Consider the following 16,791-nt stretch of genomic DNA (forward strand, 5'->3'; position numbering starts at 1 on the left):
CCATGGCGAGAGGTGACGGCGCCAGGCGGGGCGCCATCGTCGGAACCGGGCCATGGTTGCGCGCAATCACACCTGCGCGCAAGCAGCTCGCGTCTTCAAAAATCCGATAGCGGGAAAGGGCTCAGAGGTCGCGGGGCTTCAGCCGGACCGGCGCATCCATGCCGTGCTTGGCGCGCCAGGCGGGGCCGGGGCCGCGCATGTAGTGCAGCTCGGGCCGGTAGGGGTTGAAGGCGGTGGCGAAGAAGCCCTTCCAGAAGCCCTTGATCTCCGCGACGAGCGCGGAGGTGCTGCCGGCTTCTGCCGGAACGGGAAGAGAATGGGTCTCGATCAGAGCCATGGTGCGGCCTCGCTGTTCTCCCCGCCGCTTCTGCCGCGGGTGGCGTCTTTTTCGGCGCCGTGACGAGCTTTGGCCTGCTTTATTAAAAAATGGTTTCAATTGTCCGGATTGGCGTCAGCATGGTGTCCATCCCGTATTCATCCGTGGTGAACGGAGGGAAAACGTTGCCCTTTGGGGGCGGGATCGCTACATCGGCGGCAAGCAAATTTCCTCAAATCGAAGGTTTCACGGGACCGATGGCGCGCCAGTTCATCTATTTCATGCAGGGCCTGACCAAGAGCTACCCGACCCGGAAGGTGCTCGATAACATCCATCTGAGCTTCTACCCGGACGCCAAGATCGGCGTGCTCGGCGTCAACGGCTCGGGCAAGTCGACGCTGCTCAAGATCATGGCCGGCCTCGACAAGGAGTATAATGGCGAGGCTTGGGTCGCCCAGGGCGCCCGCGTTGGCTATCTCGAGCAGGAACCGCAGCTCGATGCCAAGCTTTCCGTGCGCGAGAACGTCATGCTGGGCGTCGCCAAGCAGAAGGCCATCCTCGATCGCTACAATGAGCTGGCGATGAACTACTCCGAGGAGACCGCCGACGAGATGACCAAGCTGCAGGACGAGATCGAGGCCCAGGGCCTCTGGGATCTCGACAGCAAGGTCGACCAGGCCATGGACGCGCTGCGCTGCCCGCCCGACGATGCCGACGTCACAAAACTCTCCGGCGGTGAGCGCCGCCGCGTCGCGCTGTGCCGGCTGCTGCTCGACCAGCCCGAGCTTCTGCTGCTGGACGAGCCGACCAACCATCTCGACGCCGAGTCGGTGTCGTGGCTGGAAGGCCATCTGCGCAACTATCCCGGCGCGATCCTGATCGTCACCCATGATCGCTACTTTCTCGACAACGTCACCAGCTGGATCCTCGAGCTCGATCGCGGCAAGGGCATTCCCTACGAGGGCAACTACTCGTCCTGGTTGGTGCAGAAGCAGAAGCGGCTGGAGCAGGAAGGCCGCGAGGACGCCGCGCACCAGAAGACGATTGCGCGCGAGCAGGAATGGGTCGCGTCCTCGCCGAAGGCACGCCAGGCCAAGTCCAAGGCGCGCTACCAGCGCTACGAGGAACTGCTGAAGCAGGCGAGCGAGAAGCAGACCCAGACCGCGCAGATCATCATCCCCGTGGCCGAGCGGCTCGGCGCCAACGTGGTCGATTTCGAAGGCCTCAGCAAAGGCTACGGCGATCGTCTGCTGATCGACGATCTTACCTTCAAGCTGCCGCCTGGTGGCATCGTCGGCGTGATCGGCGCCAACGGCGCCGGCAAGACCACGCTGTTCAAGATGATCACCAAGCAGGAAACGCCGGACAAGGGCACCATCACGGTCGGCGAGACCGTGCATCTCGGCTATGTCGACCAGTCGCGCGACGCGCTCGACGGCAACAAGAACGTGTGGGAGGAGATCTCCGGCGGCAACGAGCTGATCCTGCTCGGCAAGAAGGAAGTCAATTCGCGCGGCTATTGCTCGTCGTTCAACTTCAAGGGCGCCGACCAGCAGAAGAAGGTCGGCGCGCTCTCCGGCGGTGAGCGCAACCGCGTGCATCTCGCCAAGATGCTCAAGTCCGGTGCCAACGTCCTGCTGCTCGACGAACCGACCAACGACCTCGACGTCGACACGCTGCGCGCGCTCGAAGAGGCGCTGGAGGATTTCGCCGGCTGCGCCGTCATCATCAGCCATGATCGCTGGTTCCTCGACCGCATCGCGACCCACATCCTGGCCTTCGAGGGCGACAGCCATGTCGAATGGTTCGAAGGCAACTTCCAGGACTACGAGAAGGACAAGATGCGCCGGCTCGGCCAGGACAGCATCATCCCGCACCGCGTGAAGTACAAGAAGCTGACGCGGTGATGGCGGCATGATGCGGCGGGCGCTCATCGCTGCGGTGATCGTTGTCACCTGCGGCTGGTCGTCCGCCCGCGCCGCCGACGCCGCCTTCACGCAGTTCATCGCCTCGCTCTGGCCGGAGGCGCAGGCGGCCGGCGTGTCGCGCGCGACGTTCGAGCAAGAGACGCGCGGGCTCGAGCCGGACTACAAGCTGCCGGATCTGATCCTGCCGGGCCGGCCGGCGACCGGCGCGCCGTCGCAGGCCGAGTTCGTGCAGGTGCCGGCCGACTACGTCAGGGACGCCTCGATCGCGCGCCTTGCGGGCGAGGGGCAGCGGCTCTTGCAAAAATATCGTCCCGCGCTGACCGAGATCGAGAAGAGCTCCGGCGTGCCGGCGACCGTCATGCTCGCGATCTGGGGCCGCGAGACCGACTACGGCCGCTACACGCTGCCGTATGATTTGGTCCGCGTGCTGGCGACGCAGGCCTATGTCGGGCGCCGCAAGGACACCTATCGCAACGAGTTCATCCTCTCGCTGAAGATCCTGGGCGAGGGCGTGGTGACACGCAAGGACATGCGCTCGTCCTGGGCCGGCGCCACCGGGCTCACGCAATTCCTGCCGTCCGAATATTACAAGCACGGCGTCGACTTCGACCGCGACGGCCGCATCGACATCTGGCACTCGGTGCCGGATGCGCTCGCCTCCGCCGCCCAGCAACTCGTCAACAAGGGGTGGCAGAGCGGCGTGCGCTGGGCCTACGAGGTGCAGGCGCCGGCGAAGGTCGATTGCACCACCGGGGTGCCAGAGGTGACGAAGCCGATCAGCCAATGGCTGCGCGAAGGCTTCGTGCCGGTGCGTGGACAAAAGCTCAGCGCCGCGGAGCAGGCGCAGCCGGCCTCGTTGCTGCAGCCGGAAGGAATCTACGGCCCGTCGTTCCTGACCACGAAGAACTACTTCGTCATCAAGGAATACAATTTCTCCGACCTCTACGTGCTGTTCGTCGGTCATCTCAGCGACCGCATGACGAGCCCGTTGCCCTTCGCAACGCCGTGGTCGGCCTCGAAGCAATTGCGCACCAGGGACGTCGAGACCATGCAGCGCGGGCTCACGCGCGTCGGGCTCTACAAGGACAAGATCGACGGCAAGGCCGGCATGCAGACGCGCGCAGCGCTCGGTGCTTATCAAAAGTCGGCGGGCCTGAAGGTCGATTGCTGGCCGAGCGAAGAGGTGCTGCGCTCGATCGAGGCGGCGCGATAGCTCGGGACCAAAAGAAAAAGCCCGGCCGATGGTCTCGGCCGGGCTTCGATCGTGGCGCTCACGAGCGCCGTGGCGATCAGATCAGTAGCAGACGCGGACCGGGCGGATGACCCAGCCGTAACCGTCCCAGTAACGCTGACGCTGCCAGTAGCAGGGCGCGGGCGGCGGGGGCTCGGCGACGTAGACGGGGCCGCCATAGGCCGGACGGCTCGAGGCGATCGCGCCGCCGACGATGGCGCCGCCGATCAGGCCGGCCGCGATGCCCGCGCCGACGCCGTCATGGGCCTTTGCGGACGGAGCAGCGGTCACCAGCGAACCGGCGACCGTCGCAACCGTGAGGGCGGCAACTAAAGTCTTCTTCATGCTCTTGGCTCTCCTGGGAGATGGGTTCCCCTTGTTAGAGGCGCCCGGGGTTCAAAGGTTCACGCACACTCTGATGGAATTAGCCTTGCAGCTAGGAAGCGCGCAAATGGTCAATCCACGGTAAACGCACACAGAGCTGTGACGAGAAAAAGCGGTCTTTTTCGGGCTCCGAGATGAACGGCGCATCCGTCGTGAACCGGCTTTTGGCGCCTCAGCCACAGACCCTGACGCGGCGGACGCGCCAGCCATAGCCGTCCCAGAAGCGCTGCCTCTGCCAGACGCAGCCGCCGTAATAGTCGTCGGCGGCATAACCGGGGCCCGGCGCGTAGTAGCGGGGCGGGTAGTAACCAGGGCCATAACCCGGACCATACGCGTAGCCCGGCCCGGGTCCGTAATAATACGGGGAAGCGAGCGCGCCGCCGACAATGGCGCCGCCGATGATCCCAGCCGCCACGCCGGCAGCGACGCCGCGCTGCGCATGGGCCGGCGTCCCGGCCGTCAGGGCCACAGCGGTGAGGGCAGCGACTGCCAGGAGCGACTTCTTCATTGGCTTGACCTTTCGCACAGACACGCGGGAACTCTTTGGGGGGTAAAGTTCCATACTTCGTTTGAATGATCAATGAACGGCACCTTGGCCGGGTGCGACGAATTGGTGTGGACCGCAGCTCCGCCAGGGAGGCGATGATGGGCAACGCGATGATCAATGCATTGATTGCTGCCGGGATCGTCTTCGCCATCGGCTACGGCTGGATCACCCACCTCCAGAATCGCGGCCGGCGCCGCTCCCGCGCAGGGGCCGGCAGCGATGGCGGCGGCGACAGCTATTCGGGGACCAGCGACGGCTTCTCGCTGGGAAGCTGGTTTTCCAGCGACAGCTCGGGGAACTCGACCGACACCGGCAGCTGTTCCAGCAGCGATAGCGGCAGCAGCGGCGGGGATTGCGGAGGCGGCGGCGACGGTGGGGGAGGCGGTGGCGGCGACTAGATCCGGCCGCCATCTTGATCCAGCGCAACACCCTGTTTTAGAGCCGTTCTAGGCTGTTTCCGGGTCAGTTTGGAATAGCTTCAAATACCGGTTTTTCCCTTTGCATCCGGCTGGCCCGTTAAATATCGATGATGGCGCATCACCGAAGGGCCTGCCGCTTCCATGATCGTTTGTTCCTGTAACGTGCTGAGCGATGACGACATCCGCGCCGCTGTGGCCGAGTCCGACGACGCCGTGCGCCATGCCAAGCAGGTCTATGGCTGCCTCGGCTGTAGCGCCGAATGCGGCCGCTGCGCGCGGACGATCAAGACCATCATCGATGAAGCGCTTGGCCCGTGCGCCAAGTCCTGCTGCTCCGGCTGCCCGCACAGCCACACCGTGGCCGCCAATGACGAGACGGCCGAGTCCGCCCAGTTCGCGCTCGCGGCCTGCTGAAATCTTCCGCGCTGTCGGCTGAGCTTTTCCCCCGCTGCGTCCCCGTAGCCGGTTGCCCCCTTCCGTAAACTCATTTAGAAGCGTTCTAAATTCGGTTTAGGATCGAGTTGGACTGCAAGAGCTGGAGTGAACCATGCAGGGCGACGCAAAAGTCATCGACTACCTCAACAAGGCACTGCGTCACGAGCTGACTGCGATCAACCAGTACTGGCTGCACTACCGCTTCCTCGACAATTGGGGCCTGCTGGACATGGCCAAGGTCTGGCGCAAGGAATCCATCGAGGAGATGGAGCACGCCGACAAGCTCACCGCGCGCATCCTGTTCTTCGACGGCTTCCCGAACATGCAGGTGCTCGATCCCCTGCGCATCGGCCAGAACGTCAAGGAGATCATCGAGTGCGATCTCGCCGCCGAGATGAGCGCGCGGGCGCTCTACCAGGAAGCGGCGACTTACTGCCACGGCGTCAAGGACTACGTCACGCGCGACCTGTTCGAGAAGCTGATGAGCGACGAGGAGCACCACATCGACTTCCTCGAAACCCAGCTCGACCTGATCGGCCGCATCGGCCTCGAGCTCTACACCCAGAAGCACGTCGGCGGGCTCGAGGGCGAGGGGCATTAAGCTCCGGCGTTGGCCGTATACTCCGCCTTAGCTGCATACTCCGGTGTCGTCCCGGCGAAAGCCGGGACCCATAACCCCAGGGAGCAGTTTGGCGAAGACTCGTGGCTATCAGCGCGCCAAGTAACCACGCCCTGTGGTTATGGGTCCCGGATCTGCGCTCCGCTTCCGACAACGCTGCGCGTTGTCGGAATCTGCGCTTGTCCGGGACGACACTGTGGTTGGCGCCAGAGCTACAGCTGCTGCTTGTAGCGCTCTTCCACGATCTCCTGGCTCTCCGGTTCGCCCAGGCCCGTCTGGTCGTGAATGACTTCCACGATGCTCGGCATCACCGAGCGCTGCACCTTCTCCGGCGACCACAGCTTCGAGCGCATCAGCGCCTTGCCGCAGTGGAAATAGACTTCGCTGACCGCGACGTTCAGCACCGCGCGCGGTGGCTTGCCGAATTCCACCATCGAGGCAAGCAGATCCGGATCGGCGGACAGCGTGCCGCGCCCGCCGACGCGCAGCGTCTCGTCGATGCCGGGGACGAAGAACAGCAGATGCACGAAGCCCGAGCCTTCGACGACGTTGCGAAAACTGTCGATCCGGTTGTTGCCGGAGCGGTCGGGCATCAGCAGCTGGTTGGGGCCGGCGACGTGGACGAAGCCGATGCCGCCGCCGCGCGGCGAGGCGTCGACGCTGCCGTCCGCGCCTGACGTCGCGAGCACGCAGAACGGCGACATCTCGATGAACTTCTTTGCATGCGCATCGATCGCGGGACGTGCCTTTGCTATCACGCGCGGGCTCGGCTTGGCATAGATGGTGGCGAGGTCTTCGGCGCAAAGATCGGTCAACGGCGTGTCTCCGCATCAGCTTGGGGGCAAGCTACCCGATCGGGCCGCCCCAGCCAATGAAATCCATCACGACGCGCTACACTGCATCGGCGGGCACGAAGCAGCTGATGATGATGGTGCCGCGATGGTGGACGTACCACACCACGGCCTGGCCGACCGGGTTGCCGCGGTCGCGGATGATGGCGCGTTCGGGCACTGCCATCCACTGTCCCTCGATCGGTACCCAATAGGCGCCGTTGCGCACGTCATAGTCCGTGCGATGACCGTCGGAGATGTCGCAGCAGGGCACGCCGTTCGGCGCGATCACGCTCTTGAACCAAGCGCGGATGTCGGGCGGGACGTGATCATATTGCCCGTTGTCGAACGCAAGCGCCGCGCTCGTCAGTGCCGTCATCGCAGCCAGCCAAACGCACAGTGCGAGCCTGCGCATGCGATCCTCCTCATCGCGTGTCGTGCCAATGGCGCGCGATCGCTCCGCGCCTCGATTCGTGTCGCTGACGCGATTAAGCCCGAGCTGTCAGCGCATTGCATGCTCAAATAATATGCGGCGCGAGAGGCGCCGCACATGATGCATTGCGATATGAGGACGTGCAGCCCGCCGATTCTACATCGTCCGTTGCGGCGCGGTTTGCAGCAATTGCCTGACCTGTTCGCTGTAGAACTTTGCATTGCCGGTGGTGCCGTGACCGCGCGTTTCGGTGCTGGCGGGGATCAGATACAGGCGGCCGTTCTTGACCTGCTTCATCGCCGCGTCCGTGAGGCCGGTCTCCGGCGGGTTACGCTCGTCGTCGGCGGAGTTGATCAGCAGCAACGAGGCTTCGATCTGCTCCAGCTTCTCCCCGGCATTGTAGTCGTGCGAGGACTCCCACTGGTAGACGAAGTCGTTGGCATCGGCCGTGATCGGCGTCGCGAGCCGCTCGTCGACGATCTTGTCGGCCTTGGCCGCCGTCGGCGCCTGCGATTGATAGGCCAGCGTTCCGCCGATGCTCGCGATGCCGTAGGCGGTGACGGCGTATTTCATCATGCGCGGCTGGCTGGAGTAGTTGCCGCCATTGTAGTCGGGGTCGTTGCGGATGGTGTCGAGCATGATCCGCCGCAGCATCCAGTTGCGCGATGCCATCTCGGTCGGTTGCGAGGCCATCGGGATCAGCGCGTCCATCGCCTTCGGATATTTCTCGCCCCACAGCCAGGTGTGCATGCCGCCCATCGAATTGCCGATGACGAGCCGCAGATGCTTGACGCCGAGTCCTTCCGTCACGAGGCGGTACTGCGCCTCGACCATGTCGTCGTAGTCGTATTTCGGAAAGCCGGTCTTCATGCCGTCGGACGGTTTTGACGATTTGCCATGGCCGATGCCGTCGGGAATGATGATGTAGTATTTGGCGGCGTCGAGCGGCTGGCCCGCGCCGAACAGCTCGTCGGCAAAGCTTGGCGTCAGCATGCTTGCGCCCGAGCCGCCGGTGCCATGCAGCACCAGCACCGGTTGCCCGCTCGGCTCGCCGACGGTGGTGTAATGCAGCCGCAACTCCGGCATGACCTCGCCGGTGTGGAACTTGAAATCCCTGGCGGTCCAGTCGCCCTGTTTCGGTGCAGGATAATCGGCAGCCATCGCCGACGCCGAGATGGACAGCAGGATGGCCGACAGCGCCGCGCAAGAAGTCTTCATGTTTCTCTCCCCATGCGGCTCGTATCCGGCGGCCGCGTTGCGGCGGATCTTAGCAAAACTCTCCAGAAGGATGTAGGATTTTGGCTCCGCCGATCGTCCTCGAGGTAAACATCGGGAGTGACTGCATGTGCCGCAACATCAAGACGCTGTTCAACTTCGAACCGCCGGCGACGGAGGACGAGATCCATGCCTCGGCCTTGCAGTTCGTGCGCAAATTGTCGGGCTTCAACAGGCCGTCGCAGGCCAACGAGGCGGCGTTCGACCGCGCCGTGGCCGAGGTCTCGGAGGCGGCGCGAAAGCTCCTCACCTCGCTGCACACCCATGCGCCGGCGCGCGACCGCGAGGTCGAGGCGGAAAGGGCCAAGGAGCGCTCGCGGCTGCGCTTTGGCTAGCGGATCCACTGTCCCGTTCCGTGATCTGGCTCACGGTATGGGGCGCCTCGACTTGCGATGATGTCTGCCGGGGTTTTGCCAACCCGGAGCACGACCATGACCCGCCCCCTTCTTCCGCTCAAAGCAGGTGCCATCATCTTCACGCTGCTGTGGACCGCGTGGATGATGTGGTGGGGCGGTTCGTTCTCGAGCGCGAGCGTCGTCATCCTGGCGCTGTGCGGCGCGGCGGTCGGCTATCTCTGGTATCGCGCCATGCGCTGGCAGTTCGAGCGCATGGGCATGCTGCCACGTAAGGATGATTCCTCAAGGGCTTCCTGATCCGGGCTCGTGTCCCGGACGCGGCGCTTCTTCAGCGGTGCGCCGCAGAGCCGGGACCCGGAATCGTGAGCGGATCTCTTGCTGAGCCGGGGCTGCTAATCCCTGTTGCCGTGCTTCTTCTTTTTCTTCTTTTTCTTGTGGTCGTCGTCTTCGCCGTCGTCGCTCTCGTCACCGGCGATCGGCTCGTCGGTTTCCTGCACGGCGGCCTCCAGCGCCTCGCGCTCGGCGGCTTCACGCTCGCGCTGGCGGCGGCGCTCGCCCCAGGCGTCGAAGAGCTGTTCGAGCCAGGGCAATACCTGCTCGATCGACGGCAACTGGCCGGGCGGGCCGGCCTCGCCGCGCGGGCCCTGCGGACCCACTGGGCCTTGCGGTCCGACAGGTCCCTGCGCCCCGGCAGCGCCACGCGGACCGGCCTCGCCCTGCTTGCCTTGCGGGCCGGGCTTGCCTGCGGGGCCAGCCTTTCCGATCGGTCCCGGCTTGCCTTGCGGTCCCGGCTTGCCGCGCGCGCCGTCCGGGCCGCGCCGGCCCGGATGACCCTGCGGTCCCGGCCGTCCCGGCTCGCCTTGCCGCCCGCGCGGACCCTGGGGTCCCTGCCGTTTCTGTTCGTCTGCCACGCCACTGCTCCCTTGACCGGAAGCAAGCTACTTAGCGTCGTTTGACGACAGCAGCAATTCTGTCCGCGCATCGCACCACGCTTGATCAACATCAACCGGCGGCACGCGATGGCGTGTCACTGAAGGGCGCGCGGCCACAACCTCACGAGGAGCGACCGATGCGCGAAGCGTGGAAAATGTTCTGCTTGTCTGCAGTCACTTTTGCCGCTGCGCTCGGCCTTGCCCAGCTGTTGGTGCCCGATATCGTGCCGGTTGCTTTCGCCGAAGAGCCGCAGGGGTCATGGGCTGTCATGACGGCCTTCGTTCTCCGCGCGATCGAGCTGATCGCGGCCGCGGTCGCGATCATCGCGCTCGCGGTTCTCGCCGGCGCGTACCTGCAGCAGGAGCTGCGCCGGCTGTTTCGCAGCACATCGTCGCGCCGCGCGCCGCCGCCGGCGGACTGATCGACCTCCGCGCGGCCACGCGCTGGTTAGTCCTGATAGGCCGGCACGACGATGCCGGAGGCGGCATAGAGCCTGATCTTGTTGCGCAGCGTGCGTACCGACAGGCCGAGCACGCGCGCGGCGCGTGTGCGATTGCCGTCACAGCGGGCGAGCGTCTGGAGCACGAGCTCGCGCTCGACCTCGTCGACGGTCGCACCGATCAGCAGCGGAACGATCTGGTTTGGAGCAAGGAATTCTGCGCCCTGCGGCGCGGCGACATGAACAGTGGTCATCAATATACCTCCCGACCAACGCCCGCTTCCATCGTTGGAAGCGGATCGAGAACAAACGACCCCCAAGCCGTAAATCCACGGTGGGCGGGTTTGGTTAATGAAAGGTTAACCGCGGGCGATCGCACCAATTGACCTTGGGATTGCCGCGAAGCCGCCGCGATTGGCGCGAGATGCATGGTGATGCGGACGTATCTTGCGCCGCACTCGGCGTCATCGTCCGTCTTGTGCGCAATGGCGCACTGGGGGTGGACAATCCAGTACGCCGCGGCACCTCGTGGGACCTCTGGCGTCTCTGGAATACTGGATGCCCCGCCTGCGCGGGGCATGACACCGTGTGTGTCGATAGATCGTCGCGTCCCCCTCACACCGTCCGATATCCGCCGTCCACCATCACGATCGTTCCCGTGACGTAGGCCGACATATCCGACGCAAGGAAGATCGCGGGACCCACGATGTCCTCGGGCTTGCCGGTGCGCGCCAGCGGGGTGTGATCGACGAAGGCCTGCACCAGCGCCGGATTGGTGGCGCGCACATTGGCGTTGATGTTGGTCTCGATGAAGCCCGGCCCGATCGCGTTGACGCGCACGCCTTCCTTGCCGAGCTCGGCCGCGAGCGCCTTGGTGAAGCCGAGCACGCCGTGCTTGGAGGTGGTGTAGGCCGCCGAGCTCGGCGTGCGCAGATGCACGAAGGACTGGATCGAGCCGATATTGACGATGCGGCCCTTGGCTGCGCGCAAGGGAGCGAGGAAGGCCTGCGTCATGTTGAAGACGCCGTTGAGGTTGAGCGAGATGATGTCGTTCCAGTCCTTCGCCACCGTCTCCGTCTCCGCGGTGAAGGCGTTGCGGCGGGTGATGCCGGCATTGTTGACGAGGATCGAGACCTGCCCGACCTTGTCGGCGACCTGCTTGGCCAGCGCAAAGCAGTCGTCGCGCCGGGTCACGTCGAGCGCGAAGCTCTCGGCCCTGCCGCCGGCCTTGCGGATCTCCTGCGCCCCTTCCGCGACGGTGCCGGCGTTGACGTCGAGCAGCACCACTTGTGCGCCCTCGCGCGCGTAGCCGGCCGCGATCGCCCGGCCGATGCCGGAACCGGCGCCGGTGACGACGGCGATGTGATTTGCAAGCAATGCCATGACATTTTCCTCCCGGATTCGTTTCGAAATTTCATGAAAGGCTAACTCGAAATTAAGGGGTCGGAAACGGCGGCCTTGGCATACTGATTCTCATTGCTAAACGTTGCGCGCATGATGGAACGGCTTGAATCCTGGAAATTGGCGCTCGAGCGCCTGCGGTCGGCGGAGCCGGTCGATTGGGCCGAGGCGGGCCGGCTCATAGCCGAGATCGCGCGGATGAGCACCGATGTCACGCTGCGACAGGCCGCCGAGCAGGCGCTTCCGGTGCTGCGCCAGGCTGTGGACAATGACGATCGCAGCGTCATGCTGGCAGCCCAGCGCCGCCTCGGCGTGGTCCTCGATGTCGTTCATGGTCTGACCGCGCCGCGCTTCGGCCGCCGCAACGCGACGCCGAAGAAACTCTCGAGCGAGGATCGCGCCCGCAAGGTGCTCGGCCTGCCGCTCGCGGTGCAGCTCACCTGCGAGGACATCAACCAGGCCTACCGTCGCGCCGCCAAGGGCATGCATCCCGACCGCGGCGGCAGCGCGGAAGCCTTCATCGACCTCGCCGCCGCGCGCGACCTCCTGATCCATCCCGGCGCGCACAAGGACGCGTGAGAGCGCTCAGACGAGATCTCGTAGGGTGGGCAAAGACGCATTTGCGCCGTGCCCACCATCTTCGCGATGGATGGAATGGTGGGCACGCTTCGCTTTGCCCACCCTACGGCGTCTGCGCTGTTTCTAATCTCCGCTCTTGCTCACGCAGCTCGGATAGGGCGCGGCTTCACCTGGTACGATCGGGCAGAGCTCGATCGGGCCGAGCTCGCGCAGGCGCGTTTGCCAGCGTTCGTCATTGACCGGCGGCTCGTCGCTCTCGGGGCCGCGCTCGGCCCATTGGATGGTGTAGTAGTCGGTCGTGCCCTTCAGCGTGACCAGCAGCGCGGTCTCGCTGTGGCGGGTCGGGCCGCTGTCGACGCGGCCGCAGCCGATCACCGCGACAAAACCCTCGAAGCGGCCGAAATTCGTGGCGCCGAGCGGCTGTGCCGCAAAGCTGTCGGGGCAGGCCGATTTGAAGCCGCCGGCGATGGAGCCTGCGAGTGCCTCGGGCGAGGCGCCTTGAGTCAGCGTCATGCCCTTCTCGCCGATGACCGTGATCATCTGCGTCCAGCGTTCCGGCGTCTCGCCCTTCAGCACGGCTTCGCGGATGTAGTGGCCGCCCTTGGTGTTCTCGAACACCGCGACGAAGTTCGACGGCATCGCGAAGCTGACGAGCTGGCCGAAGATCGGCGAGATCACGCGGAAGGATTGCGGCGCCTGCGCCGGCGATGTGGAGACGAGTGCGAGCGATGCAGCGAGGATCGCTGCCGTCGTGATGAGCGTGCGCATCGATTGATCCCGCGGGAGCTGAGTAGAAACGCGAACGGGCAAGGATGCTAGCAGCGCATCCTTGCCCGACCCTTGTCGTCCGCCGATCGAATCTTACCAGGTGCAGTGGCCGTTTCTCAACGCGTGGTCCTTCAGCGCGAGTGCGTCGACGAAGGTCGGCACGGTGGCGCTGACGCGGGCGTAGTCGGAGGGCCACGGCGTGGTCGGGATGCTTTCGTCCCAGATCTGGCAGAAGCCGGTGTCCTGCCAGCGGATCAGGTGATAGCTGGCCTCCGCAGGGCTCGCGGCGACGAAGGCAGTGACGGCAAGACCGGCGGCAGCGCACAGCACGGAAATACGACGCATGATCAGCTCCTCAAATGAAAGATGTGATGCGCCTCCCGACAATGACGGGAGGGGTGGTGCGGGGCGCTTTGGGGGAGCGCGCCCCGGACAGAATGTGAGTAGTTCCGCCTGCTGATCAGGTTCAAAGCGCGTGCGCCGGAAATGCGGGATTCTGGCCGGACAACGAGGGCCGCGCGCCAAAAGAAGAGGGCGGATCGCTCGCGCGACCCGCCCTTTCAAATCCCGTCTGTCGCGTCAGGCTCAGAGCGTGCAGCGGCGCTCCCCGCGCAGCTTGATCTGGAGGTCGGAGGCGGCCGTGAAGGTCGGGAGCGGCTTGCTGACGACCTTGTAGGTCGAGGCGCCCCACTGGAACGGCTTGTACTTCAGGTCCTCGTTCCAGACCTGGCAGATGCCGGTGTTGTCCCAGCGGATCACGTAATACCCGGGCGCCGCGGATGCGGGCACGGCGAACACGGAGGTGGCGATGCCGGCAACGGCACAGAGGGCGAGAACGCGACGCATGAAATATCTCCTTGTGGGGAAGTGTGACCCGAAAATTCGTGCGGTAAAAGCCGGCCCTTTGCAAGCCGGGGAGCCGCCGTTCACGGACATGTCAGGCGATCCAGGGCACTTGGTTTGGCCGCGTGCCCGGCAAGTCACACTGCTCACTTCGAAAGCGACGCCACCGCCTCGATCTCGATCAGCATCCGCGGATCGGGCAGCGCGTGCACCACGCAGGTGGTGCGCGCGGGATAGGGCGGCGGACCGAAGGCACCGGCATAGAGCGCGTTCATGGCGGCAACGTCGGAGGCACGCGTCAGAAGCACGCTGACCTTGACGAGATCGCGGACGGTTGCGCCGGCCTCGGCCAGCACGCGCTTGATGTTGATGGCGACGTTGGCGAACTGCGCCTCGAAGCCGTCGGGCAGCGCGCCATTGCCGTCGAAGCCGGGAATGCCGGAGACGAACAGGAGATCGCCGACGCGCGTCGCAAAGGACAGCGGCGGTGCCTTCACATGCGGCGGGGGCGCGAAATGCTGGATCGGCATGGGATCACCTCGGGGGTCGTGCAGGGCCCGTCAGCGTAGCGACATGCGGGGGACTTGCAATCGCCATGAGGGGGCGGCGCAGGGGGGCAAAAACGAAAACCGCGAAAACAACCCCATGCACAGTAGGATCACGCCGAAATCATTGGGCTTTTTTGAATTCGGTAACGCCGAAGCAATCGCTTGCTCCGTCGGGCAAAACAGGGGCAGAATGGCATCATGAAGTTGCCCGTCCTGCGGCACCAAACTCCGCCGTCATGCCATGGCTTGACCGGGGCATCCAGTACGCCGCGGCTTCCCGGTTCAGCCCCCGCCGTCTCTGGAATACTGGATCGCCCGCCTGCGCGGGCGATGACAGCTGAATGCGCTGCTGCACCTCACGCCCCCCATCATGTTGCCGCCGCGATCGATCGGATAGATTCGCTGCGTCTGATTCGATCCCTCCCTTGAAAAATAGCCCCCGGAGACGCCCCATGAAGATCGCATCCACCCTTCGCGCCGCGCTGGTCGCCATCGCGGCGCTTGCCGGGCTCTCGACCTCGGCGCTGGCCGACGGCGGCACCGTGGTGCTGACGATCTACAAGGCGGGCTGGATCATCGGCGGCTCCGGCGGCTCGGGCGTCCTGAACTTCCGCGGCCGCTCCTATGCGCTCTCCACCGGCGGGCTCGACTACGGCCTCGTGTTCGGCGGCTCCAAGACCGTGCTGCGCGGCCGCGTCTCCAACATCAACCGTCCCTCCGACGTCGCCGGCGTCTACGGTGCCGCCGGCGCCGGCCTTGCCGTCGGCCGCGGCGCCCGCGCCATCGTGCTCACCAACCAGAAGGGCGCGGTGCTGGAGCTGTCGGGCTACCAGACCGGCCTGATGGCGAACGCGGATCTCAGCGGGCTCGCGATCACGATGCGGTAGGTGCGTAGGGTGGGCAAAGGCGCGTAAGCGCCGTGCCCACCATCGGTGTCAGCTCGGACGAAAGAGTTGGTGGGCACGCTTCGCTTTGCCCACCCTACGGCTCCCTACGCTCCCGTCACCGCCTCATGAATCCGCTCGCAATGCGCGACGAGATTGGCGTGCGCATCGACGAACACCTTCAGCGGCGTCGGGATCGGGAAGTAATGGATGTTGGCGATGAAACCGTAGATGCCCGCATCGACGCTGGTCGGCGCTGTGCCGTGGACGAAACCCGTGGCGGGTACGATCTCGGCCAGCACCTCGAGGTCCGCAAGGCCTCGCGCATAGGCCTGCTCCGGCGTGTAGCGGCCGATGCCCTGGTAATGATAGCGCTGCGCATTGTACGCCTTCGCCTTCTCGAATCCTTCCGCATTGATCTGCGGATGCTGCGCGATGAAGGCGTCGCGGAACGCCGGATAGTAGCGCTCGTCCTTCCAGCGCGAGTACGACATCACCCAGTAGAGATCGTCCAGCATGCGGGTGACGAAGTGATTGGTCCTCCGTGCGTCCTGCGAAAGCCCGGCATCGATGCTCAGCCGATATTTCGCGATTGCATGCGCGATGATCGTCTCGCTGTCGCCGATGGTCTCGCCGTCGTCGACGATGTAGGGCAGCTGCCCGCGCGGCGCGGCGGAGGCATCGAAGACATGCTCGTGCACGAACGGCACGCCGGCGAGCTTCAGGAAGGCGTAGACCTTGAGGCCGTAGCCGTTGTTGTCCGCGACGCCGAACAGTTTTGGGTAGGAGTAGAGCGTCAGCATGAGCGGGCTCCTCCGTGTTGGCGGAGGCAGCATGCAGGGGCCGGGAGACGGACGCAATGGGCCGGCGGAATTCGTCAGGACGACGGTTGAGCGTGGGGCGCCGCTCCTACGAACGCGACGCGGCGGTGAACACCGCCGACTGCGCCTCGAACGCACGCCTGAACGCCGGCCGGGCTTCGCCGCGGGCGACGTACGCGGCGATGTCAGGGTATTCGTCCAGCAGGCCGGAGGTGTTGAGCCGGCGCAGCACCGTCACCATCATGAGATCGCCGGCGCTGAACGCTCCGTCGAGCCAGTCGGCATCGCCGAGGCGACGGGACAACTCGCCGAGCCTGGTACGGACGCGATCCTGCAACATGGGCAGGCGCGCCTCGTACCAGCTCTTGTCGCGTTCGAACAGCAGCGCCATTCCGAGCTCGACGATCGGCGGCTCCAGCGTGCTCAGCGCGGCAAACATCCACGCAATCGCGCGGCCCCTCGCATTTACCTCGAGCGGCAGCAGGCCGGCATAACGCTCGGCGAGATGGAGCACGATCGCGCCCGATTCAAACAGCGCGAGATCGCCGTCCTCGAAGGTCGGGATCTGCCCGAACGGATGCAGCGCAAGATGCGCCGGTTGCTTCATCGCCGCGAACGAGACGAGGCGGACGTCGTAGGGCTGGCCGACTTCCTCCAGCGCCCAGCGAACCCGCATGTCGCGCGCCTGTCCCCTGCCGCGGTCGGGCGAGCTTTCGAAGGCGGTGATGGTGGGCATTGGGAGTCTCCGGGGTGGTGGCGTATTGTCCAGAGGACGAACGGGCCGGGTGGGTTCCGACAACCT

25 protein-coding genes are annotated in these 16,791 nt (G+C 65.2%); 10 read left to right on the forward strand and 15 right to left on the reverse strand.

What is annotated here, in order from left to right:
• Positions 1-121 precede the first annotated feature (121 nt).
• Positions 122-337 (reverse strand): hypothetical protein, encoded by a 216-nt coding sequence (locus ACVWW6_RS17950; RefSeq protein ID WP_456681159.1) that lies wholly within the window; start codon positions 335-337, stop codon positions 122-124.
• A 236-nt stretch (positions 338-573) separates the two neighbouring features.
• On the opposite strand from ACVWW6_RS17950, the gene ettA reads away from it, so the two are divergent.
• Both ettA and ACVWW6_RS17960 read left to right on the forward strand, forming a co-directional pair.
• Positions 574-2,223 carry an energy-dependent translational throttle protein EttA gene (gene ettA / locus ACVWW6_RS17955; protein ID WP_011089425.1) on the forward strand — a complete coding sequence of 550 codons (1,650 nt, stop codon included), beginning with the start codon at positions 574-576 and terminating at the stop codon, positions 2,221-2,223.
• Positions 2,224-2,230: 7 nt separating this feature from the next.
• Positions 2,231-3,457, forward strand: a complete 1,227-nt coding sequence (locus ACVWW6_RS17960; RefSeq protein ID WP_110117147.1) for a lytic murein transglycosylase — start codon at positions 2,231-2,233, stop codon at positions 3,455-3,457.
• 81 nt (positions 3,458-3,538) lie between these two features.
• Here ACVWW6_RS17960 and ACVWW6_RS17965 read toward each other — a convergent pair whose 3' ends face one another.
• On the reverse strand, positions 3,539-3,820 hold the full coding sequence (locus ACVWW6_RS17965; RefSeq protein ID WP_011089423.1) for a hypothetical protein: 282 nt from the start codon (positions 3,818-3,820) through the stop codon (positions 3,539-3,541).
• A 211-nt stretch (positions 3,821-4,031) separates the two neighbouring features.
• Entirely contained in the window at positions 4,032-4,367 is a 336-nt protein-coding gene (locus ACVWW6_RS17970) for a hypothetical protein (protein WP_038966395.1), read from the reverse strand.
• A gap of 134 nt (positions 4,368-4,501) precedes the next feature.
• On the opposite strand from ACVWW6_RS17970, the gene ACVWW6_RS17975 reads away from it, so the two are divergent.
• The 3 genes from ACVWW6_RS17975 (at position 4,502) to bfr (ending at position 5,861) form a co-directional block, all read left to right on the forward strand.
• Entirely contained in the window at positions 4,502-4,804 is a 303-nt protein-coding gene (locus tag ACVWW6_RS17975) for a hypothetical protein (RefSeq protein ID WP_456683165.1), read from the forward strand.
• Between the two features lie 162 nt (positions 4,805-4,966).
• Positions 4,967-5,239 (forward strand): (2Fe-2S)-binding protein, encoded by a 273-nt coding sequence (locus tag ACVWW6_RS17980; RefSeq protein ID WP_011089421.1) that lies wholly within the window; start codon positions 4,967-4,969, stop codon positions 5,237-5,239.
• 133 nt (positions 5,240-5,372) lie between these two features.
• Positions 5,373-5,861: a bacterioferritin gene (gene bfr, locus ACVWW6_RS17985; RefSeq protein ID WP_011089420.1), complete on the forward strand. Its 489-nt coding sequence runs from the start codon at positions 5,373-5,375 to the stop codon at positions 5,859-5,861.
• A 230-nt stretch (positions 5,862-6,091) separates the two neighbouring features.
• On the opposite strand, the gene ACVWW6_RS17990 is transcribed toward bfr, so the two are convergent.
• From ACVWW6_RS17990 to ACVWW6_RS18000, 3 genes are all read right to left on the reverse strand, one after another.
• Complete coding sequence (locus ACVWW6_RS17990; protein WP_038966396.1) at positions 6,092-6,694, reverse strand: pyridoxamine 5'-phosphate oxidase family protein; 603 nt, start codon at positions 6,692-6,694, stop codon at positions 6,092-6,094.
• A gap of 76 nt (positions 6,695-6,770) precedes the next feature.
• Complete coding sequence (locus ACVWW6_RS17995) at positions 6,771-7,124, reverse strand: hypothetical protein (protein ID WP_271551368.1); 354 nt, start codon at positions 7,122-7,124, stop codon at positions 6,771-6,773.
• 174 nt (positions 7,125-7,298) lie between these two features.
• The gene (locus tag ACVWW6_RS18000) at positions 7,299-8,360 is read right to left on the reverse strand and encodes an alpha/beta fold hydrolase (RefSeq protein ID WP_375762348.1); all 1,062 of its coding nucleotides are present in this window, start codon (positions 8,358-8,360) and stop codon (positions 7,299-7,301) included.
• 125 nt (positions 8,361-8,485) lie between these two features.
• Between ACVWW6_RS18000 and ACVWW6_RS18005 the strand changes: the two genes are divergently transcribed.
• Entirely contained in the window at positions 8,486-8,752 is a 267-nt protein-coding gene (locus tag ACVWW6_RS18005) for a DUF2277 domain-containing protein (RefSeq protein WP_028176309.1), read from the forward strand.
• 96 nt (positions 8,753-8,848) lie between these two features.
• Positions 8,849-9,070 (forward strand): hypothetical protein, encoded by a 222-nt coding sequence (locus tag ACVWW6_RS18010; RefSeq protein WP_028176308.1) that lies wholly within the window; start codon positions 8,849-8,851, stop codon positions 9,068-9,070.
• 95 nt (positions 9,071-9,165) lie between these two features.
• Here the strand turns inward: ACVWW6_RS18010 and ACVWW6_RS18015 are convergent, their stop codons facing one another.
• Positions 9,166-9,684 carry a collagen-like protein gene (locus tag ACVWW6_RS18015; RefSeq protein ID WP_456681160.1) on the reverse strand — a complete coding sequence of 173 codons (519 nt, stop codon included), beginning with the start codon at positions 9,682-9,684 and terminating at the stop codon, positions 9,166-9,168.
• Between the two features lie 176 nt (positions 9,685-9,860).
• On the opposite strand from ACVWW6_RS18015, the gene ACVWW6_RS18020 reads away from it, so the two are divergent.
• The gene (locus tag ACVWW6_RS18020; RefSeq protein ID WP_375762782.1) at positions 9,861-10,127 is read left to right on the forward strand and encodes a hypothetical protein; all 267 of its coding nucleotides are present in this window, start codon (positions 9,861-9,863) and stop codon (positions 10,125-10,127) included.
• Positions 10,128-10,153: 26 nt separating this feature from the next.
• On the opposite strand, the gene ACVWW6_RS18025 is transcribed toward ACVWW6_RS18020, so the two are convergent.
• Both ACVWW6_RS18025 and ACVWW6_RS18030 read right to left on the reverse strand, forming a co-directional pair.
• Positions 10,154-10,399 (reverse strand): helix-turn-helix domain-containing protein, encoded by a 246-nt coding sequence (locus ACVWW6_RS18025; RefSeq protein WP_011089412.1) that lies wholly within the window; start codon positions 10,397-10,399, stop codon positions 10,154-10,156.
• A 361-nt stretch (positions 10,400-10,760) separates the two neighbouring features.
• The gene (locus tag ACVWW6_RS18030; protein WP_161533647.1) at positions 10,761-11,528 is read right to left on the reverse strand and encodes an SDR family NAD(P)-dependent oxidoreductase; all 768 of its coding nucleotides are present in this window, start codon (positions 11,526-11,528) and stop codon (positions 10,761-10,763) included.
• Positions 11,529-11,639: 111 nt separating this feature from the next.
• Here ACVWW6_RS18030 and ACVWW6_RS18035 point away from each other — a divergent pair, with 111 nt between their 5' ends.
• The gene (locus ACVWW6_RS18035) at positions 11,640-12,125 is read left to right on the forward strand and encodes a molecular chaperone DnaJ (RefSeq protein ID WP_060908646.1); all 486 of its coding nucleotides are present in this window, start codon (positions 11,640-11,642) and stop codon (positions 12,123-12,125) included.
• A 123-nt stretch (positions 12,126-12,248) separates the two neighbouring features.
• On the opposite strand, the gene ACVWW6_RS18040 is transcribed toward ACVWW6_RS18035, so the two are convergent.
• From ACVWW6_RS18040 to ACVWW6_RS18055, 4 genes are all read right to left on the reverse strand, one after another.
• The gene (locus ACVWW6_RS18040; RefSeq protein ID WP_456681161.1) at positions 12,249-12,893 is read right to left on the reverse strand and encodes a hypothetical protein; all 645 of its coding nucleotides are present in this window, start codon (positions 12,891-12,893) and stop codon (positions 12,249-12,251) included.
• 93 nt (positions 12,894-12,986) lie between these two features.
• Positions 12,987-13,238, reverse strand: coding sequence for a hypothetical protein (locus tag ACVWW6_RS18045; RefSeq protein WP_028176303.1), 252 nt, complete (start codon positions 13,236-13,238; stop codon positions 12,987-12,989).
• Between the two features lie 240 nt (positions 13,239-13,478).
• Positions 13,479-13,739, reverse strand: a complete 261-nt coding sequence (locus ACVWW6_RS18050; RefSeq protein ID WP_028176302.1) for a hypothetical protein — start codon at positions 13,737-13,739, stop codon at positions 13,479-13,481.
• Between the two features lie 143 nt (positions 13,740-13,882).
• Positions 13,883-14,266: a RidA family protein gene (locus tag ACVWW6_RS18055; RefSeq protein ID WP_028176301.1), complete on the reverse strand. Its 384-nt coding sequence runs from the start codon at positions 14,264-14,266 to the stop codon at positions 13,883-13,885.
• 470 nt (positions 14,267-14,736) lie between these two features.
• Here ACVWW6_RS18055 and ACVWW6_RS18060 point away from each other — a divergent pair, with 470 nt between their 5' ends.
• Positions 14,737-15,171 carry a hypothetical protein gene (locus tag ACVWW6_RS18060; protein ID WP_060908642.1) on the forward strand — a complete coding sequence of 145 codons (435 nt, stop codon included), beginning with the start codon at positions 14,737-14,739 and terminating at the stop codon, positions 15,169-15,171.
• A gap of 104 nt (positions 15,172-15,275) precedes the next feature.
• On the opposite strand, the gene ACVWW6_RS18065 is transcribed toward ACVWW6_RS18060, so the two are convergent.
• Together ACVWW6_RS18065 and ACVWW6_RS18070 are read right to left on the reverse strand one after the other, a co-directional pair.
• Complete coding sequence (locus ACVWW6_RS18065) at positions 15,276-15,971, reverse strand: glutathione S-transferase family protein (RefSeq protein ID WP_456681162.1); 696 nt, start codon at positions 15,969-15,971, stop codon at positions 15,276-15,278.
• Positions 15,972-16,077: 106 nt separating this feature from the next.
• Positions 16,078-16,725, reverse strand: a complete 648-nt coding sequence (locus ACVWW6_RS18070) for a glutathione S-transferase family protein (RefSeq protein ID WP_271551364.1) — start codon at positions 16,723-16,725, stop codon at positions 16,078-16,080.
• Positions 16,726-16,791: the final 66 nt, after the last annotated feature.

It is taken from the genome of Bradyrhizobium sp. USDA 3311 (assembly GCF_054062495.1).

Bases quoted from the DNA above. Each gene is read 5' to 3' on its own strand.
- ACVWW6_RS17950 (WP_456681159.1), bottom strand. From the start codon at position 337: ATGGCTCTGATCGAGACCCATTCTCTTCCCGTTCCGGCAGAAGCCGGC.
- ettA (WP_011089425.1), top strand. From the start codon at position 574: ATGGCGCGCCAGTTCATCTATTTCATGCAGGGCCTGACCAAGAGCTAC.
- ACVWW6_RS17960 (WP_110117147.1), top strand. From the start codon at position 2,231: ATGATGCGGCGGGCGCTCATCGCTGCGGTGATCGTTGTCACCTGCGGC.
- ACVWW6_RS17965 (WP_011089423.1), bottom strand. From the start codon at position 3,820: ATGAAGAAGACTTTAGTTGCCGCCCTCACGGTTGCGACGGTCGCCGGT.
- ACVWW6_RS17970 (WP_038966395.1), bottom strand. From the start codon at position 4,367: ATGAAGAAGTCGCTCCTGGCAGTCGCTGCCCTCACCGCTGTGGCCCTG.
- ACVWW6_RS17975 (WP_456683165.1), top strand. From the start codon at position 4,502: ATGATGGGCAACGCGATGATCAATGCATTGATTGCTGCCGGGATCGTC.
- ACVWW6_RS17980 (WP_011089421.1), top strand. From the start codon at position 4,967: ATGATCGTTTGTTCCTGTAACGTGCTGAGCGATGACGACATCCGCGCC.
- bfr (WP_011089420.1), top strand. From the start codon at position 5,373: ATGCAGGGCGACGCAAAAGTCATCGACTACCTCAACAAGGCACTGCGT.
- ACVWW6_RS17995 (WP_271551368.1), bottom strand. From the start codon at position 7,124: ATGCGCAGGCTCGCACTGTGCGTTTGGCTGGCTGCGATGACGGCACTG.
- ACVWW6_RS18000 (WP_375762348.1), bottom strand. From the start codon at position 8,360: ATGAAGACTTCTTGCGCGGCGCTGTCGGCCATCCTGCTGTCCATCTCG.
- ACVWW6_RS18005 (WP_028176309.1), top strand. From the start codon at position 8,486: ATGTGCCGCAACATCAAGACGCTGTTCAACTTCGAACCGCCGGCGACG.
- ACVWW6_RS18010 (WP_028176308.1), top strand. From the start codon at position 8,849: ATGACCCGCCCCCTTCTTCCGCTCAAAGCAGGTGCCATCATCTTCACG.
- ACVWW6_RS18020 (WP_375762782.1), top strand. From the start codon at position 9,861: ATGTTCTGCTTGTCTGCAGTCACTTTTGCCGCTGCGCTCGGCCTTGCC.
- ACVWW6_RS18025 (WP_011089412.1), bottom strand. From the start codon at position 10,399: ATGACCACTGTTCATGTCGCCGCGCCGCAGGGCGCAGAATTCCTTGCT.
- ACVWW6_RS18030 (WP_161533647.1), bottom strand. From the start codon at position 11,528: ATGGCATTGCTTGCAAATCACATCGCCGTCGTCACCGGCGCCGGTTCC.
- ACVWW6_RS18035 (WP_060908646.1), top strand. From the start codon at position 11,640: ATGATGGAACGGCTTGAATCCTGGAAATTGGCGCTCGAGCGCCTGCGG.
- ACVWW6_RS18040 (WP_456681161.1), bottom strand. From the start codon at position 12,893: ATGCGCACGCTCATCACGACGGCAGCGATCCTCGCTGCATCGCTCGCA.
- ACVWW6_RS18045 (WP_028176303.1), bottom strand. From the start codon at position 13,238: ATGCGTCGTATTTCCGTGCTGTGCGCTGCCGCCGGTCTTGCCGTCACT.
- ACVWW6_RS18050 (WP_028176302.1), bottom strand. From the start codon at position 13,739: ATGCGTCGCGTTCTCGCCCTCTGTGCCGTTGCCGGCATCGCCACCTCC.
- ACVWW6_RS18055 (WP_028176301.1), bottom strand. From the start codon at position 14,266: ATGCCGATCCAGCATTTCGCGCCCCCGCCGCATGTGAAGGCACCGCCG.
- ACVWW6_RS18060 (WP_060908642.1), top strand. From the start codon at position 14,737: ATGAAGATCGCATCCACCCTTCGCGCCGCGCTGGTCGCCATCGCGGCG.
- ACVWW6_RS18065 (WP_456681162.1), bottom strand. From the start codon at position 15,971: ATGCTGACGCTCTACTCCTACCCAAAACTGTTCGGCGTCGCGGACAAC.
- ACVWW6_RS18070 (WP_271551364.1), bottom strand. From the start codon at position 16,725: ATGCCCACCATCACCGCCTTCGAAAGCTCGCCCGACCGCGGCAGGGGA.